The sequence below is a fragment of the Microbacterium sp. STRO-1N genome (genome assembly GCF_057748015.1).
Genome location: NZ_CM173234.1, coordinates 3,442,014 through 3,458,751, shown reverse-complemented (window position 1 = coordinate 3,458,751; position 16,738 = coordinate 3,442,014). Strand labels below are relative to the sequence as shown.

The window sequence follows — 16,738 nt, the reverse complement described above, 5'->3', positions numbered from 1 at the left end:
AGGGGATCGAACAATGCCAGGTATCTTCGCGGCCGATTCGGCGCTCATGCGCACGCTCACGCGCATCGCGGACGTCATGATTCTCAACATCCTGTTCATCGCGACATCGCTGCCGATCGTGACGATCGGCGCGTCGCTCACGGCGCTGAACGCCACCGCCCTGCGCATCGTCGCGGGCAACGACCACTCGATCACGCGTGACTACTTCACCGCGTTCCGGCGCGACTTCCGCCAGTCGACCGTGATCGCGCTGCTGCTCGCCGCGATCGGCGGGGCGTTCGCCGCCTGGTACTTCGTCGTGACGCAGCTCGTGACCGACGCCGTGCTGCAGTTCGTGCTGCTCGCGGCCTGGTACGTGCTCCTGTTCATCGCGGCGACGTCCATCCTCTTCGTGTTCCCCTACCTCGCCACGTTCGACGACACGACGCGCGATGTGCTCCGCAACGCCCGGCTGATCGGGCTGCGCCATCCGCTCGCCGCGCTCGCGGTGCTCGCCATCACCGTGCTGGCGATCGTGGTGACCGTGTTCTCCCCGCAGGTCACGGGCTACGGCCTGTTCTGGCTTCTCATCGGCTTCGGAGGTCTTGCCGTGGTTCACGCCGTCGTGTTCACCAGGGTGTTCGCCCGCTACACCGCCGCAGCGGTCGCCCCGTGAGCGGGGCACGGGCGCACCGCGTGGAGCGATGGCGCTTCGCGCTCGCGGATCACCGCGAAGCATGGACCAAGGCGTTCGACGACACGACCTGGCGCGAGGTCGTCGTCCCGCACGACTGGAGCGTCGAGCTGGATTTCGCGCCGGAGCACTCCAGCGGCACCGGCTATCTGCCTGGCGGTGTCGGCTGGTACCGCGCCCACGTACCGCTGAGCGCGCTCGACCTCTCCGAGGACGCGCACCTCCGGCTGTCCTTCGGCGCCGTGTACAAAAACGCCGACGTCTGGGTCAATGGCTATCACTTCGGAGGTCGCCCGAACGGTCATGTGCCGTTCTCGTTCGATCTCACCGAGATCCTCTCCTACGCGCCGGATGACGACCTCGTCATCAGCGTGCGGGTGGATCGCACCGAGATCTCCGATTCGCGCTGGTACAACGGCTCTGGCATCACCCGTGCCGTCGTGCTGGAGGTGCACGGTCCGATCAGGATCGCACCGCAGACCACCGCCTTCACCGTCGCGGACGTCACCGTCGAGTCAGCGCTCATCCGCATCGCGCAGACCGTGGTGAACGACCTCGAGCAGACGGCGACCGCCTGCGTCCGACACGAGCTGCGGTCGCTCTCGTCCGGTGACGAGCACGTGTTCGAGAAGGATCTGGAGTTGTCGGCCGGAGCGTCGGTCGATCTCGTCGTCGACGGCCGCGTGCCGCACCCCGAGCTCTGGTCGGATGCCGAGCCGTCGCTGTACCGGCTCACGACGATCGTGAGCTGGCGGACCGCCGACGGGCGGGGCCGGAGTGAGAGCACCGAGATCGTCGGCATCCGCTCGATCGTCTTCGCGGCGGACCGAGGGCTCCTCGTCAACGGCGAGCCGCGCACGCTCCGAGGAGTCTGCCTGCACGAGGACGCCGGATGCCTCGGCGTCGCAGTGCCGGCTCAGGTCTGGCTCCGGCGGCTGCTCGCTCTCAAGGACATGGGCTGCAACGCCATCCGGATGGCGCACAACCCGCACGATCCGGCCCTCTACGCGCTGTGCGACGCACTCGGCTTCTACGTCATCGACGAGGCGTTCGACGAGTGGGAGAGCCCGAAGAACAAGTGGTGGCAGGGGCACAACGTGTACCCGCCCAAGCACGAGGGATACGCGACGCACTTCCCGCTCTGGCACGAGCGCGACCTGCGCGACATGATCAGTGCGCACCGCAATCACCCGTCGATCATCGCCTGGAGCATCGGCAACGAGGTCGACTACCCGAACGACCCCTACGCCAGCCCGCTCTTCCAGGAGATGACCGGCAACAACGATGCGAACAAGCCGGCTCAGGAGCGCCTCTACGACCCGAGCCGTCCGGATATCCGCCGACTCACGACGATCGGCCGCCGGCTCGGCGAGATCGTCCGCGACGCCGACCCGAGTCGTCCGGTCACGCTTGCGGCGGCCTTCCCCGAGCTCTCCGCACGGACCGGCCTGCTCGACGACCTCGACGTCGTCGGCTACAACTACAAGGAGCAGCTCTACGCGGAGGGTCACGAGCGCTTCCCCGACAAGCCGTTCCTCGGCAGCGAGAACGGGCACGGCTACGCCGAATGGCGCGCGGTCGCCGACGACGTGCGTATCGCCGGTCAATTCCTCTGGACCGGGATCGACTACCTCGGCGAGGCGCACGGCTGGCCGGTCCACGGCTCAGGGGCCGGTCTGTTGACTCTCGCCGGCTTCCCGAAGCACGAGTGGCACCTGCGCCGCAGCTGGTGGTCGGACGAGCCGACAGCCCGTCTCGTCGTTCGCGCGCACGAACCGGATGCCGGTCGGAAGGTGTTCTGGCGGCATCCGGTCTCCCGGCGGTGGGCGGCCGGGGACGGCGTGATCGAGGTGGTCGCCTTCGTCGGCGGAGGCGATCCGAAGCTGGTCGTCGACGACGTGCACGTGCCGCTCGAATTCGACGGTGACGGCGGCTACTGGCGGGCGGTGGCTCCGGCATCCGCTGGGGAGCTGAGCCTGGAAGTGTCCGCCGCCGGGCGCGTGGTCGCGCGGGACGAGTTGCGACCCGCCGGCTCACCCGCGCGGCTGGATGCTGTCCTCTGGCGTGCACCGGAGGACGCGGCCCGGCGCTGCCGCGCCGCCGGCATCGGCATCGACGACGTCGCGCAGATCGAGTGCGCGCTGCTCGACGGCGACGGCACCGTCGGGTCGACGGAGGCGACGATCGCGGTCGAGGTGCGCGGCGGCGCGCTGCTCGGTCTCGAGAACGGTGATCTCGCCGACGTCACGGCCTACCGGAGCCTGGAGCGCCGCACGCGCGATGGACGGCTGATCGCCTACGTGCGCGAGGGGGAGCAGACCAGCGTCCGCATCAGCGGGACCGGCATCGAGGCTGTTACGGTTCAGCTATGAGGGGTGCGATGCCGCGGCGGACGTCGAGAGACATCCGCAGCGATTCGATGGTTGATGTCCTGCACGCCGTGCTGTCGGCGGGGGAGACGACCCGGAACGAGATCGCCCATAAGACCGGGTTGAGTGCGGCGACCGTGGTCACGATCGCCGGTGAGCTCATCGACCGCGGGATCATCGTCGAGACGAAGACCACGGCCGGCCAGGTCGGGCGGCCGACGGCCGTGCTCGCGATCAACGCCGAGCGTGGCCGCGTGGTCGGACTCGACGTCGCCGAGACCTACGTGCGCGGCGTGATGTTCGACGCGTCGCTGAATCCGCTGACGCAGATCGAGCGCGCGCACGATGAGCATCTGCTGGATCCGGATTCCATCGTCGAAGCCATCGGGCTGGTGCTGGACGATCTGCTCGTACAGGCAGGCGTCGCGCGCGACGGGATCCTCGGCGTCGGCATCTCGCTTCCCGGGCTCATCCAGGAGCCCACTGGCATCGCCGTGGTCGTCCCGAACTGGGAGTGGCGCAGCGTCGAACTGGAGCATCTGCGCGAGCGGGTCGGCCTTCCGCTCGTGATCGACAACCCCCTCAAGGCCATGGTCGCCGCCGAACTCTGGCTCGGTCGAGGGCGGTCGGCGTCGAGCATGACGACCGTCAACCTCGGCACCGGCGTGGGGGCCGGGATCGTGCTGGAGGGCCGGGTGCTGCGCGGCTCGACGAACTCCGCGGGCGAGTGGGGGCACTCGCTGCTGCAGCTGGACGGACGGCTGTGCCGCTGCGGGCGTCGGGGCTGCGTCGAGGCGTACATCGGTGTGCCCGGCATTCAGCAGACGCTGCGCGAACTCGCCCCCCAGCATCCCCTCGCCGATGTCGACATGCAGCGGGACTTCATCATGGCGCTCGCCGCTGCCGTGGCCGAGCCGGAACAGGATGCCGCGGCGCGCGAGACCGTCGCACGCACCGCCTACTACCTCGGTTCGGCGCTCGCCGACCTCGTCGCGATCGTGAATCCCGAGGTCATCACGCTGACCGGGTGGACGACGTGGGCACTGGGAGACCTGCTGCTGCCGCCGGCCGCGCAGCGGATGCGCGAGCAATCGCCTGGACGGGCCGGTACGGCGCTCGCGCTCGAGGTATCGACCGTGCGCGGCAACCCGGTCGCCTCGGGCATCGCGATGATCGCCCTGGAGCGTTCGCTGGTGGATGCCGGGCTGCTGACGTCGCGCATCCCTGTCGCGCTCTGACGCGACGAGAAACCACATCCGTCACGAGAAATCACTCCCTGCGTGATTTCTCGCGCAGGGAGTGATCTCTCGCCGAAGAGCCGGGGTTACGCCAGCTCGATCACGGTCCAGGAGACCGGCGGGAGCGTCGCGCGGACCGCGCCGTCGACGACCTCGACGCCGGCGAGCGGAACCATGCCGACGCGATCCGGAGCGGTCTCCAGGTTCGCCGTGAGCCGGTCGCCGCCCTCGGGAATCGTCAGGACCTCGGCGCTCGCGACCCGCAGCGCCCCGAACCCGCGCAGGTCGAGCGTGAGGTCGTTGGACGACTCGAGCGAGCGGTTCGCGACGAACACCACGACCCGGCCGGTCTCCTCGTCCCAGGTCGCCGCGGCATCCACCGCGTCCACATCGCCGTACCGCTTGGTGCTGATCTGCGTCGCATTCACCGCGAGGCGCAGGACCCGACCCTTGGCCAGGCGAGCCATGCGCTCGAAGGGCCAGAAGCTCGTCTGCCGCCAGGCCGGACCGCCCTCCTCCGAGCGGATCGGGGCGATCACGTTGACGAGCTGCGCCTGGTTGGCGATCTTCACGCGGTCGCCGTGACGCAGCAGGCTGTTCAGCAGCGTGCCGACGACCACGGCATCCGTCACCGAGTACGTGTCCTCGATCAGGCGGGGGTGCTGCTTCCAGCCGGCCGCCTCGATCTCGTCGGCCTCGACGCTGTTGTACTTGTGCTGGTCCCACACGTTCCACTCGTCGAACGAGATGTTCACCTGCTTGGTGTGCTTGCCCGCGGCCTTGACCGCATCGATCGTGGCGATGACGCCGTCGATGAAGGCATCCATGTCGACGGCATCCGCCAGGAACGACTCCGTGTCGCCGTCGTGCTCCTGGTAGTACGCGTGCATCGAGATGTAGTCGACCTCGTCGTACGCGTGCGTCAGCACGGTGTGCTCCCAGCTGCCGAAGGTCGGCATCTGCCGGTTCGACGACCCTACGGCGACCAGCTCGATCGACGGATCGACGAGCTTCATCGCCTTGGCGGTCTCCTGCGCGAGCCGGCCGTACTCCTCGGCCGTCTTGCCGCCGATCTGCCACGGCCCGTCCAGTTCGTTGCCCAGGCACCAGAGCTTGATGCCGAACGGATCTGCGGCGCCGTTGCGGCGGCGCAGATCCGACCAGTACGTGCCCCCGGGGTGGTTGGCGTATTCCACGAGCGCGCGCGCCTCGTCCATGCCGCGGGTGCCGAGGTTGACGGCCTCCATCACCTCGACATCCGCTTCCCTCGCCCAGTCGACGAACTCGTGCAGACCGAACGCGTTCGTCTCGATCGTGTGCCACGCGCCGTCCATGCGTACCGGGCGGTCGGCCACCGGCCCGACGCCGTCCTCCCAGTTGTAGCCGGAGACGAAGTTGCCGCCCGGATACCGGATCACCGTCGGACCCATCTCCCGCACCAGGGCGAGGACGTCACGGCGGAAGCCGCGCTCGTCCGCCTGCGGGTGCCCCGGTTCGTAGATGCCGGTGTACACGCAGCGTCCCATGTGCTCCACGAACGACCCGAAGAGCCTCCGGGCCACGTCGGCGATCGTGAAGTCGCGGTCGATGGTGATGCGGGCCTGACTCATTGCTCTCCTTGTGTGGATGGTGCGAGGACTACTGACCGCCGAAGCCGCTGGTCGCGACGCCCTTGACGATCTGCTTCTGGAAGATGATGAACACGATGATCAGCGGCAGGGCGGCGAGCACGGCCTGGGCCATGACCTGCGCGTATTGGACGCCGTAGGCGCTGATCACGGTCTGGAGCCCGACCGGGAGCGTCATGAGCGTCGTGTCGTTGATGACGAGGAACGGCCACAGGAAGTTGTTCCACGCGCCGATGAACACGAAGATCGCGACCGAGGCCAGGATCGGCCGCGACAGCGGCAGCACGATGGACCAGAAGATCCGGAACCGGCTCGCGCCGTCCACCCGAGCGGCATCCTCGAGTTCGATCGGGATCGCGTCGAAGAACCGCTTCAGGATGAACACCATCGCCGGCGCCACGACCTGCGGCAGGATCAGACCCCAGTAGGTGTCGATCATGTTGAACGTGAGCATCTGGTAGAACAGCGGGATGATCAGCACCTGAGGCGGAACGACGATCGACGCGATGATCACGGCGAACAGCCACTTGCGCCCGGTGAAGTCCAGTCGCGAGAACGCGTACGCGGCCAGTGCCGAGATCGCGAGGGTGATCGCCGTCACCGCCACCGAGGTCCAGAGGCTGTTGAACGCCCAGATGTAGACGTTGCCCTGCGAAAGGATCGCGGCGAACGCCTCCACGGTCGGCCCGGAGGCGCCGATCCAGGACGGGTCGCCCGATGCGGCATCCGTCTCGGTCTTGAACGCGGTGGCGACCGCCCACAGGAACGGCAGCAGCCAGCCGATCGCCATCAGCAGCAGGACGATGAACGCCGTGACCCGCAACGGGCCGAAGGGCTTCTGTCCAGGGGCGTGCGAGTGACGCGCGCGGCGCGGCTTCGCGACCGTGATCGCCTCGGTCGGAGAGAGAGTTGCGGTGGACATCACTGCTCCTTCCGGCGGCGCGTGACCAGAGCCTGGGCGACGCCGATGATGACGATGATTGCGAAGAACACGTAGGAGATGGCGGCCGAGTAGCCGAATCGGTAGCTGACGAATCCGGCTTCGTAGATGTACTGGACGATCGAGCGGGTGGTGTCGCTCGCGACGCCGCCGAGCATCTGGTACGCCTGATCGAACAGCTTCAGGGACGCCAGGATCTGCAGGATGAGGATCAGCACGGTGGCAGGTCCCAGCTGCGGGAGCGTGATCGACCAGAACTGACGCCACGCGCCCGCGCCGTCGAGCGATGCCGCCTCGTACTGCTGCGGTGGGATGTTCTGCATCGCGGCGAGGTAGAGCAGGAAGTTGAATCCGACCGTCCACCACACCGTCGCGATGACGATCGAGAGCATGTTCGTGTCGGGGTTCTGCAGCCAGGCGATCGGCTCCAGACCCATGGCCTTGAGGATGTTGTTGGCCGCACCGATCTGGGGGTTGAAGATCCAGACCCAGATCTGCGAGATGACGGTCGAGGCCAGCAGGTAGGGCATGAAGAACGACAGGCGCCACAACCACTGCCCCGGCAGGCCCCGGTCGACCAGCGCCGCCATGATGAGCGCGATCACGACCAGCGGGACGGTGGAGAGCAGTGTGAACCACACGGTGTTCCACAGCGACTGCCACATGACGGGATCGGTGAGCGCTTCGGCGTAGTTCGCGAAGCCGACCAGCGATCCGCCGGCACCCGTCAGGGACTGGTCGGTGAAGCTCAGGTAGATGCCATGGACGATCGGCCAGATGAGGAACAGCGCGAACGCGACGAGGAACGGCGCGAGGAACGCCCAACTGATGAGCTGCTCGCGCTTCACGGGTCCGGACTGGCGACCGCGGTGATCGGCGGCCTTGCCGGTCACGATCACGCGCGTGGACGAGGAGGCGGTGGTGGTCATGACTTCCACGTCCCTTCCGGGTCAGCCGGGTTCGGCTGAGCGAGCATGGTGTTCACGCGCGACTCGAAGCGGTCGATGGCAGCACCAGGGTCGTCGCCGGAGAGAAGCACTCCCTGCACGGCGGCGCCGAACTCGCTCTGGAAGTTCGAGCCGGATCCGGTGAACCAGGCGATCGGGTCGTACACGACGTGCTGGGCGGCTTCGGCGTAGTTCGCCTGCGGGATGAGGTCGTCGTACTCCGGCGACTCTGTGACCGGCAGGAACGCCGGGATGTGACCGGCCTCCGCCCATCCGAACGAGCCCTTGAGCATGTCGGCGACGAACTGGTACGTCAGGTCGCGCTTGACGGGGTCGGCGTTGGTCTGGTGCGGGAGGACGAACGAGTGCGAATCCGCGTACACCGCCTGCTGCCCGTAGAGCGCTGGGATCATCGTGGCGTCGAACGGGATGCCGGCGTTCTGCATGGTGCGCAGCTCCCACACGCCGGTCATGAACATGCCGCTCTTGCCCGAGGCGAACTCGGCGACCGCCGTGCCGTAGTCGGCCTGCGTGTTGGCGATCTCGCCGTCGAGCAGGGTCTGCATGAAGGAGAGGACCTCCACCGCGGCATCCTTGTCGATCACGGCCTTGCCGCCGACCGGCAGCTCGATCTCGAGACCGTGCTGCGCGTACAGGCCGTAGAACAGGCGCCACATCTGGGCCCCATCGCCGAGATATCCGTACGACAGGGCGTGCTCGCCGGACGACCCGGCGATCTCGCGGAGTTGGTCGAGGTACTCCTCCGGCGAGCTGGTCTCGGTGAGCGAGCCATCCGACTCGAGCACTCCGGCCGCGTCGCAGATGTCGGTGTTGAACATCAGGACGAACGGGTGCGCGTCGAGGGCGATGCTGTACATCCCCTCGCCGACGAAGCCCTTCTCCCAGATCGGCTTCGGGAACGTGGAGCTGTCCACGCCCAGCTCGGCCAGCTTGTCGAGGTCCCAGGTGTCCAGGAGTCCACCTGGCGCCCAGCCGACCGTGCGGGTGGCATGCATGATCGCGACATCCGGTGCGCGTCCGCCGGCACCCGCCATGGCGAGCTTCGTGTAGTACGGCGTTCCCCACGCGAGAACCGTCGGCCGGATCGCGTACGCGCTCTGGGCCTGGTTAACCCCGTCGAGCAACGACGTCATCGTGACGCCGTCACCACCGGACAGCAGATGCCAGAACTGGAGGGTCTGGGTCGTGGAACCCGGGGTTGTTCCGGGGGTGCAGCCGGCGAGCAGCATGCTGCCGGCGGCCACCGATGCGGCAGCGAGGAACTGCCTTCGAGACAGGTCGAGCGGGGGCGTCATCGTCACTCCTTCGTGACAGTCGTCTTGCTTCGGTTGGATCGGGTGACTCATCATTACATCGTGGTAATCAGGTGCGCAAGGTGCGAGCCGAAAACCGGCTCAGGATGCCGCGGCGCACGTACCGAGGTTCCGCTCAGGGGCGGTAGCCGGATGGCTTCTGCGCGGTGCTCGCCCGTTCCCGCAGCTGATGCGACAGCGTGAGCGAGCGCGGTGGCGCTCCTGGTTCGTCGATCCGCGAGAGCAGCAGACCCAGCGCGGCCTCGGCGAGCGCGCGCCGGTCGAACGCGATCGTCGTGAGCGCCGGGGAGGTGAACTGCGAGAACTCCACGTCGTCGAAGCCGGTGACGATGACGTCCCCCGGGACATCGATCCCATGACCGTGCAGCGTGTGCAGGGCACCCGCCGCCATGGAATCGGTGAACGCAACGACCGCGTCGAACGCGACTCCGCGCGCGAGCAGTTCGTTCATGCCCTCGGCCCCGGCGGCCATCGACCACGGCATGCGGTTCACCTCCAGGGCGCGATCGCGCGCGAGTCCGGCTTCGCTCAGAGCGACGTGGACGCCCTCGAGGCGGAGCCGGCTCGTGGCGGTCGCGAGCTCGCCGCGGTCATCCGCGCCGATGACCGCGATCCGTCGCGCGCCGCGCTCGATCACGTGCCGTGTGACATCAGCGGCGGCCTGCCTGCTGTCGATGAGCACGTGGTCGGCGCGATGCTGCTCGACCTCGCCGATCACCACGATCGGCGGAAGGCGATCCGCATAGCGGATGACGCTGTCCTCGAGGCGGACCGGGTTGAGGATCAGGCCGTCGACGAGGTGAGCGCGGGCTCGCGAGAGCAGCTCCTTCTCGCGGGCGGGTTCGGTCGCCGTCTCCTCGATCTGCACCGCGAGTCCGCGCCCGTGCGCCGCTTCGACGATCCGGTGCACGAGTTCGGCTGAGTACGCGGTCGCGAGATCGGGAAGTGCGACCGCGATGATGCCGGAGCGTCCCTGACGCAGCCCTCGGGCGCTGAGATTCGGGACGAAGTCGAGCTCGGCCATGGCGGCTTCGACCCTGGCCTTCGTCCCTTCGCGGACGCCGACCGTGCCGGTGACGACGTTCGAGACGGTCTTGGGGGAGACGCCGGCGAGCGCCGCGACATCCTTCATGGTCGCCCGCGTCGGCGTCGTCGCTCTCATGCCGGTCAGCCTAACGGCGGGCCGGGAATGTGCAAGTACAACGTTGTAGAGTAGACGCCGTTACCGGTAACGTCGGCGTGACATCGCGGCGCCCGTGCCGCGGAGCCACTCAGAGGAGAGTGACAATGCCAACCAATCAACGTGCCGGGCTCGTGTCCGCCGCACTGATCACCGCCTGTTCGGTCGTGTTCGGCGCCATCGCGGCTCCGGCTGCGAACGCCGCCGACGCGCCCGTCTCCGGACTCGTCGCTTCGTACGACTTCGTCACCGGCAGCGGCGAGAGCGTGCCCAACGATGTGCCGGAATCCACCCTGGGCGCTGCGCTCGTGCACAACGCGGAGACCGCCGACTGGACCGATGCCGGTCTGACACTGCGCGGCGGGGACAAGACCACCGGAAACTGGGTCGAGCTGCCCGATGATCTGCTCACCGGAGCCCGCGCCGCCACCGTGACCGCCGAGGTCAAGGCGAGCGCAGCGATGCTGAACTCCTTCCACTTCCTGTGGAACATCGGCAACGACGCTTCGGACACCGAGTACTTCTTCGCCTCGCTCAACTGCGGGTCTGGGCGCACGCCGCTGGCCGGCATCAAGTCGGCCGGCGGCGAGCAGTTGGCAGCTTCGTCATCGTGCGGCGTCACGGCCGACCAGTGGGTCAACGTCGCCGTCACGGCCGACGAAGGCACGCTGTCGCTCTACCTCGACGGCGCGCTCGTCGCGTCTCGGGACGTCGGGTTCGTCCCCGGCGACGTCGCCGATCAGTCGCTGAACGCCATCGGCCGGTCGCCCTGGCCCGACACCCTGTTCCAGGGCGCGATCTCGAGCTTCCGCGTGTACGACCGCGCGCTCGCCGATTCCGAGGTCGCCGTCGTCGCCGAAGCGGATGCCGCGGTCCACGCCGCCGAACTGCAGGCGCTGGCGCAGGCCGTCATTGACGCTCTCGACCTCGCTGACATCACCACCAGCGATCACATCAGTTTGCCCGCAGCAGGAGGAGAGGTTTCCTGGATGTCATCCCACCCGGACGTCGTCGCAACCGACGGCACCGTCACACCGCCACTGGCCGGAAACGATCCGGTCGAGGTGGAGCTCACCGCGACCGCATCGGTGCGCGGCCAGTCCGCGAGCCGCACGATCACCGTCACCGTGGAACCGTCGACTCTGACGGACGTCGAGCGCGCCGAGCGCCTCGCCGAGCAGTTCGTCATCGCGCCCGTCGTCGCCTCCGGCGCTGAGCTGCCGACAGCACCGGTCGGCGCATCGGTCGCCGTCACGGATGTCGCGGGCGACGGAGTGACCGTCGCCGACGGCACGATCGTCCTCGCCGGCGACGCCACGACCCAGGCCGAGATCGAGGTCGCGGTGACGGACGAATCCACCAGCACTGTCGTTCCGCGGCGGTTCGCCGTCACGGTGCTACCGGCCGCGGCATCCGTCGATCTGCTCGCCTACAGCAGGACGCCCACCTCGGCGGACGAGGCGAACAATGCGGATGTGGCGCTGAGCATGCACCTCGCGCTCGCCGGCTCCGACGGCTGGGCGCCGCTGAACGACAACTACGGCATCTTCTTCCCGAAGACGTCCGAGCCCGTGCCCGCGAACGGTCCGTCCGAGGCGCTCATCCGCAGCCTCAGCGACCCGCACCTGTTCGCTCTGCCCGATGGCGGCTACGGCATCGTCGCGACCCGCGTCGCCCGCGGCGGTGCGTCCGACGGGACGCAGGCTTCGCAGGTGCTGTTCGCCCGTACGGACGACCTGCTGTCGTACACCGAGGTCGGGATGCTGGACCTCGGCGTCACGGACGGCGTGAACGACCCGGCATCCGTGTGGGATTCCGCCGCTCAGCGCTATGTCGTCAACTGGACGAGCGACTCCGGCGTCAGCAACTACACGACCTTCGCCGATCTGGCGGACGAGAGCACCCGCGGTGACGTGCGCCGCGGGACGATCGCGGCCGCCGCGGGTGCGTCGGCAGCAGGGGTCGCCGACTACGCCACCGGCAACGCGCTGCCGATCCCGACGGAGACGGCCGAGAAGCTGGAGGTGCGCTTCGGCCCGATCTCGAACACGAGCGCGAAGGCGCTCGACGGTGTGACAGTGGCGCAGGGCGATGCGATCTCGGCATCCGATCTGCCGGAGCGCGTCGGACTCGGCTACAGCGACGGATCCGAGGCGACACGCGCGATCGCGTGGAACGCAGACGAGCTCGCGGCCGTCGACACGTCCGTGCCGGGGGAGTACACCGTCACCGGAGTCGTCAAACAGCCTGAGTACCCGACTCCGTTCGCGGACGAGCGGGCCGACCCCTCGGTGTTCCGCTACGAGGCGAACGGCGAGGTCACCTTCCTGATGATCGCGACCGAGGACCTCAACCTCAACCCGGTCGATCCAGCCAACGGGCCGCACATGCCGATCCGCATCGCCGACACGATCGACGACCTCTCGGATGATGCGATCGCCGCCGGCCGCAACGTCGAGATCGACCTGCTGAAGGCGGGGGATCTGGATGCCGCGGGCGAGGCCATGACCGGATGCTTCTGGGCGCCCGAATTCCACGTGATCGACGGGAAGCTGTCGATCCTGTTCATGCCCTGTTACGACGGCGACAACGGTCGACCGGACATGTGGACGGGCCGCGCCAGCATCATCCAGCTGCAGCAGGATGCCGCGGGCAACGACCTCGACCCGGCTGTCCCGGCGAACTGGTCCAAGGCCGAGCCGGTCGTGCGCGCGGATGGCAGCATCCTCAACCCGGTCCAGCAGATCTCGCTGGACATGACCTTCTTCCAAGACTCCGGCAAGTCCTATTACGCGTGGCAGATGCTCGGTGCGATCTACCTCGCCGAGGCCGACCCTGCGAATCCGACCCGTCTGACGACGGAGCCGGTGCGGATTCTCGCCCCCGAGTACGCGTGGGACAACACCATCGCCGAGGGCCCGAACGTGCTCGAGCGCGACGGCACGCTCTACCTGCTGTACTCCGGGTCGACGGTCGGCGACACGTACACCACGGGGCTCGCGACGGCCACGGCGGGTGCAGGCGCGGACCTTGCCGACCCGGCAGCCTGGACCAAGTTGAACTATCCGGTGCAGAAGTCCGGCATGTTCAACGGCGAGTGGCAGCTGGGCACCGGCCACGGCATGTGGTCGTCCGACGAGGACGGCAACCTGCTGTACGTCTTCCACGCGCGCACCGACCACAACGGGCTGACCGGACGCGACATGTTCGTGCGTCGGGTGCACTTCTCGGCCGACGGGATGCCGGTGCTCGACCAGGAATCCGCGGAAGAGGTGGCATCCGCGAACCGGGCCGTGACGGTGACGGTGACAGTCGTGCCGGAGCTCGCGTTCTCGGTCGAGGTGACTGACCGCTGCGTAGCGGGGAAGTTCGTGAAGCAGACCGTGACCGTGACGAACTCGTCCGACGCGGACGCGTCGTTCGTGGTCTCGTCTGGGTTCGGCTCGCGGGAGCTGGGCGTCATCGCGGCAGGCGCGAGCGAGTCGGCGACGATCAACACGAAGCAGGCGGAGGTGCCGGCCGGGGAGATCATCGTGACGACGACGATCGATGGGCAGGAAGTCCAACAGCGCGTCGCTGCGGAGGCGGCCGACTGCGGTTGATCTGAACTGAGTTCGACGCGTGCCCGCGCCCGCGCGTCGGAGAAGACCCCTTCGTCGGAGGCGATTGCTGCCATCCATCCGACGGAGGGGTTTTTCCGATCCCAAGGGCGCCATGGGGGGCTGAAAGTTCTGCCGATAGTTCCGAAACTCTTGCTCTGGACTTCTTGATACCGGTAACATCCGGGCGTCGGCACAGCATCGTGCCGACGCGGCGGTCGATCATACGAAGGAGTGCAGACCGTGACATCAGCACAACAGTTCAGAGGTGCGCGAACGAGGGAGAAGTCTCTCCGGGTCGCGACCGCGTTGATGGGCGCGGCCGCGCTCATCGCATCATCCATGTCCGTCGTCGCCGCAGGCGAGGAGGCCAACGCGGCTCCGGTCGGGGCCGCGCAACTGGCGGAGGAGACACCAGCGGTCCCGGGGAACCTCCTGCCCGATGGCCGCTTCGTGGCGGACTCGAGCGGGTGGACGAACACTCGTGGCGGCACTCTCCAGCTCAGCGCGGATGCCGCGAGCGGCGCATTCTCGCTGCTGACCACAGCGCGGGAGAACACGCAGTCCGGACCGTTCGCGAGCGTTACGGGCAAGATCGAGCTCGGTGCCTCGTACCGCATGACGGGCATGCTCAAGTACACCGAAGGCGCCGATACGCAGCAATTCAACTTCACGTTCTGCCCGGCGAACTTCAACGGCTGCGCGGACTACGGACACGCCTTCACCAAGGGCGAATGGGGGACGTTCTCGCAGGAGTTCACGGCCGAAGCCCGTCACGCCGGTGCCGACTGGTTCTTCGTCGAGACGCCGTGGGGGTCGAACGCACTGCAGGACTTCCAGGTCGATGAGGTATCGCTCGTGAAGATCGCCGATGCTCCGCCCGCGCCCGAGTTCACGAGCCTCGAGCAGGTGCAGACCAAGCCGATCGGCGATCACAATCCGCTGGTCGGACACAAGTTCGGCGCCGACCCGCACCACCTCGTCTACAACGACCGGCTGTACATCTACTCGACCGACGACACGCAGCAGTACGAGCTGAACAGCAAGGACGCGAACGGCCTGCCCACGCAGTCGAACGGGTACGGCGGCATCACGCGGCTGAACGTCATGTCGACGAGCGACATGGTCAACTGGGTCGACCACGGCGCGGTTCCTGTCGCCCGCGAGGGCGGTGCGGCGCCGTGGGCGCGCAACTCGTGGGCTCCGGCCGCGATCGAGAAGGACGGCAAGGTCTACCTGTACTTCTGCGACAGCGGCACGGGCACCGCGGTGGTCGTCGGCGGCTCTCCGCTGGGCCCGTGGGAGGACCCGCTGGGCAAGAAGATCATCCCCGACACCGTGTCGCCCGAGTACATCGCGGACGGCGGATTCCCGGCCGGGATGTGGCTCTTCGACCCCGAGGTGTTCATCGACGACGACGGTCAGGGCTACCTGTACTTCGGCGGCAACTCGGTGATCGGCACGAGCCCGAACCAGCAGGGGCCGCAGAACCCCAAGTCGACCCGTGTGGCGAAGCTGCAGGCCGACATGGTCACCCTCGACGGCGACCCGGTCGAGATCGACGCACCCGGCATCTTCGAGGCGTCGAGCATGTTCAAACACGGTGACAAGTACTACTACTCGTACTCGTCGAACTTCCAGGTGAACGAGGTGCCGGGGGAGTACCCGGAGCGCGGCGCGATCGCCTACATGATGACCGACGACCCGATGGACCTCACCTCGGCGAAGTATGCCGGCGTGGCCTTCCAGAACCCTGCCGTGCACTTCGGGGCGGGCAACGGCGGCAACAACCACTCCGACATGTTCACGTTCAAGGGTGAGACGTACTTCACCTATCACGCGCAGACGCGCGGTGCGGCATGGGCCGCAGCACTCGGCACGCCGGGGTCGACGCAGGGATATCGCTCGGTGCACATCGACAAGCTGGAGTTCAACGAGGACGGCACCATCAAGCCGATCCAGGGCACTCGTGCCGGCGTCGACCAGGTCGAAGCGTTCGATCCGTACCGAACGTTCGAGGCCGAGACGCTCGCCTGGCAGCTCGGCATCAAGACCGAGGCGACCGACGCGGCATCGATCGAGTTCGCCGAGCACAACGGCGGCGGCAACATGGTGCTCGCCGGAGTCGACGACGGCGACTTCACCGGCATCGCCGGCGTCGACTTCGGCGCTGGCGCCGCGATGGTGTCGGCACGCGTGAAGCCGCTCGTCGATGGCGCGAGCATCCAGGTGCGCCTGGACGACGTCGACGGTCCGGTCGTCGCCGAGCTTCCGCTCGACGGCGCGGCCGGCGAATGGGCCGACGTGCAGGCCGAGGTCACCGGTGCGACGGGAGAGCACGACGTGTTCTTCGTCTTCGCCGCAGCCGAGGGCACGGCGGAAGGCACCGACCTCGCGCAGGTCGACAACTGGGCGTTCGCTCCGGCCGCCGTCGCACCGGAGCTGGCGTTCTCTGTCGAGGTGACCGACCGCTGCGTGGCGGGGAAGTTCGTCAAGCAGACGGTGACCGTGACGAACTCGTCTGATGCGGATGCGTCGTTCGTGGTCTCGTATGCGTTCGGCTCGCGGGAGCTGGGCGTCATCGCGGCCGGGGCGAGCGAGTCGGCGACGATCAACACGAAGCAGGAGGAGGTGCCGGCCGGGGAGCTGACGGTCACCGCGACTGCGACGGTTGACGGCGAGCCCGTGCAGGTCGAGCAGAAGGTCGCGACCCCAGCGGCCAGCTGCGGCTGAGTCCGGTGCACTCGCTCGTCCATCGACGAGCGAGTGCGTCTCGAGAACGCGTACCGTCTCCCCTCGCTCGTGCAACGAGCGAGGGGAGACGGCGTCA

General features: G+C 67.8%; 10 protein-coding genes. 5 read left to right on the top strand and 5 right to left on the bottom strand.

Annotated features, from left to right (window positions below):
- Window positions 1-13: 13 nt before the first annotated feature.
- The 3 genes from AC3ANJ_RS16715 to AC3ANJ_RS16705 are packed head-to-tail and all read left to right on the top strand — an operon-like array spanning window position 14 to window position 4,280.
- A complete protein-coding gene (locus tag AC3ANJ_RS16715) occupies window positions 14-655 on the top strand; it encodes a YesL family protein (protein ID WP_488317276.1) in 642 nt (213 codons plus the stop codon).
- A complete protein-coding gene (locus tag AC3ANJ_RS16710; protein WP_488317275.1) occupies window positions 652-3,045 on the top strand; it encodes a glycoside hydrolase family 2 TIM barrel-domain containing protein in 2,394 nt (797 codons plus the stop codon). The genes AC3ANJ_RS16715 and AC3ANJ_RS16710 overlap by 4 nt, the downstream gene beginning before the upstream one ends.
- A gap of 47 nt (window positions 3,046-3,092) precedes the next feature.
- Entirely contained in the window at window positions 3,093-4,280 is a 1,188-nt protein-coding gene (locus tag AC3ANJ_RS16705; protein WP_488317274.1) for an ROK family protein, read from the top strand.
- A gap of 86 nt (window positions 4,281-4,366) precedes the next feature.
- Here the strand turns inward: AC3ANJ_RS16705 and arfA are convergent, their stop codons facing one another.
- The 5 genes from arfA to AC3ANJ_RS16680 form a co-directional block, all read right to left on the bottom strand.
- Window positions 4,367-5,890: an arabinosylfuranosidase ArfA gene (arfA, locus tag AC3ANJ_RS16700; RefSeq protein ID WP_488317273.1), complete on the bottom strand. Its 1,524-nt coding sequence runs from the start codon at window positions 5,888-5,890 to the stop codon at window positions 4,367-4,369.
- Window positions 5,891-5,918: 28 nt separating this feature from the next.
- Complete coding sequence (locus tag AC3ANJ_RS16695; RefSeq protein ID WP_406248724.1) at window positions 5,919-6,830, bottom strand: carbohydrate ABC transporter permease; 912 nt, start codon at window positions 6,828-6,830, stop codon at window positions 5,919-5,921.
- Complete coding sequence (locus AC3ANJ_RS16690; RefSeq protein WP_488317272.1) at window positions 6,830-7,777, bottom strand: carbohydrate ABC transporter permease; 948 nt, start codon at window positions 7,775-7,777, stop codon at window positions 6,830-6,832. Before AC3ANJ_RS16690 ends, AC3ANJ_RS16695 begins: the two co-directional genes overlap by 1 nt.
- Window positions 7,774-9,111 (bottom strand): extracellular solute-binding protein, encoded by a 1,338-nt coding sequence (locus AC3ANJ_RS16685; RefSeq protein WP_488317271.1) that lies wholly within the window; start codon window positions 9,109-9,111, stop codon window positions 7,774-7,776. Before AC3ANJ_RS16685 ends, AC3ANJ_RS16690 begins: the two co-directional genes overlap by 4 nt.
- A gap of 133 nt (window positions 9,112-9,244) precedes the next feature.
- A complete protein-coding gene (locus AC3ANJ_RS16680) occupies window positions 9,245-10,291 on the bottom strand; it encodes a LacI family DNA-binding transcriptional regulator (protein ID WP_488317270.1) in 1,047 nt (348 codons plus the stop codon).
- Between the two features lie 125 nt (window positions 10,292-10,416).
- Between AC3ANJ_RS16680 and AC3ANJ_RS16675 the strand changes: the two genes are divergently transcribed.
- Together AC3ANJ_RS16675 and AC3ANJ_RS16670 are read left to right on the top strand one after the other, a co-directional pair.
- The gene (locus tag AC3ANJ_RS16675) at window positions 10,417-13,911 is read left to right on the top strand and encodes a family 43 glycosylhydrolase (protein WP_488317269.1); all 3,495 of its coding nucleotides are present in this window, start codon (window positions 10,417-10,419) and stop codon (window positions 13,909-13,911) included.
- Window positions 13,912-14,250: 339 nt separating this feature from the next.
- Window positions 14,251-16,641, top strand: a complete 2,391-nt coding sequence (locus tag AC3ANJ_RS16670) for a family 43 glycosylhydrolase (protein ID WP_488317268.1) — start codon at window positions 14,251-14,253, stop codon at window positions 16,639-16,641.
- The last annotated feature ends 97 nt before the right edge of the window (window positions 16,642-16,738 follow it).

Bases quoted from the DNA above. Each gene is read 5' to 3' on its own strand.
- AC3ANJ_RS16715 (WP_488317276.1), top strand. From the start codon at position 14: ATGCCAGGTATCTTCGCGGCCGATTCGGCGCTCATGCGCACGCTCACG.
- AC3ANJ_RS16705 (WP_488317274.1), top strand. From the start codon at position 3,093: ATGGTTGATGTCCTGCACGCCGTGCTGTCGGCGGGGGAGACGACCCGG.
- arfA (WP_488317273.1), bottom strand. From the start codon at position 5,890: ATGAGTCAGGCCCGCATCACCATCGACCGCGACTTCACGATCGCCGAC.
- AC3ANJ_RS16695 (WP_406248724.1), bottom strand. From the start codon at position 6,830: ATGTCCACCGCAACTCTCTCTCCGACCGAGGCGATCACGGTCGCGAAG.
- AC3ANJ_RS16690 (WP_488317272.1), bottom strand. From the start codon at position 7,777: ATGACCACCACCGCCTCCTCGTCCACGCGCGTGATCGTGACCGGCAAG.
- AC3ANJ_RS16685 (WP_488317271.1), bottom strand. From the start codon at position 9,111: ATGACGCCCCCGCTCGACCTGTCTCGAAGGCAGTTCCTCGCTGCCGCA.
- AC3ANJ_RS16680 (WP_488317270.1), bottom strand. From the start codon at position 10,291: ATGAGAGCGACGACGCCGACGCGGGCGACCATGAAGGATGTCGCGGCG.
- AC3ANJ_RS16675 (WP_488317269.1), top strand. From the start codon at position 10,417: ATGCCAACCAATCAACGTGCCGGGCTCGTGTCCGCCGCACTGATCACC.
- AC3ANJ_RS16670 (WP_488317268.1), top strand. From the start codon at position 14,251: ATGTCCGTCGTCGCCGCAGGCGAGGAGGCCAACGCGGCTCCGGTCGGG.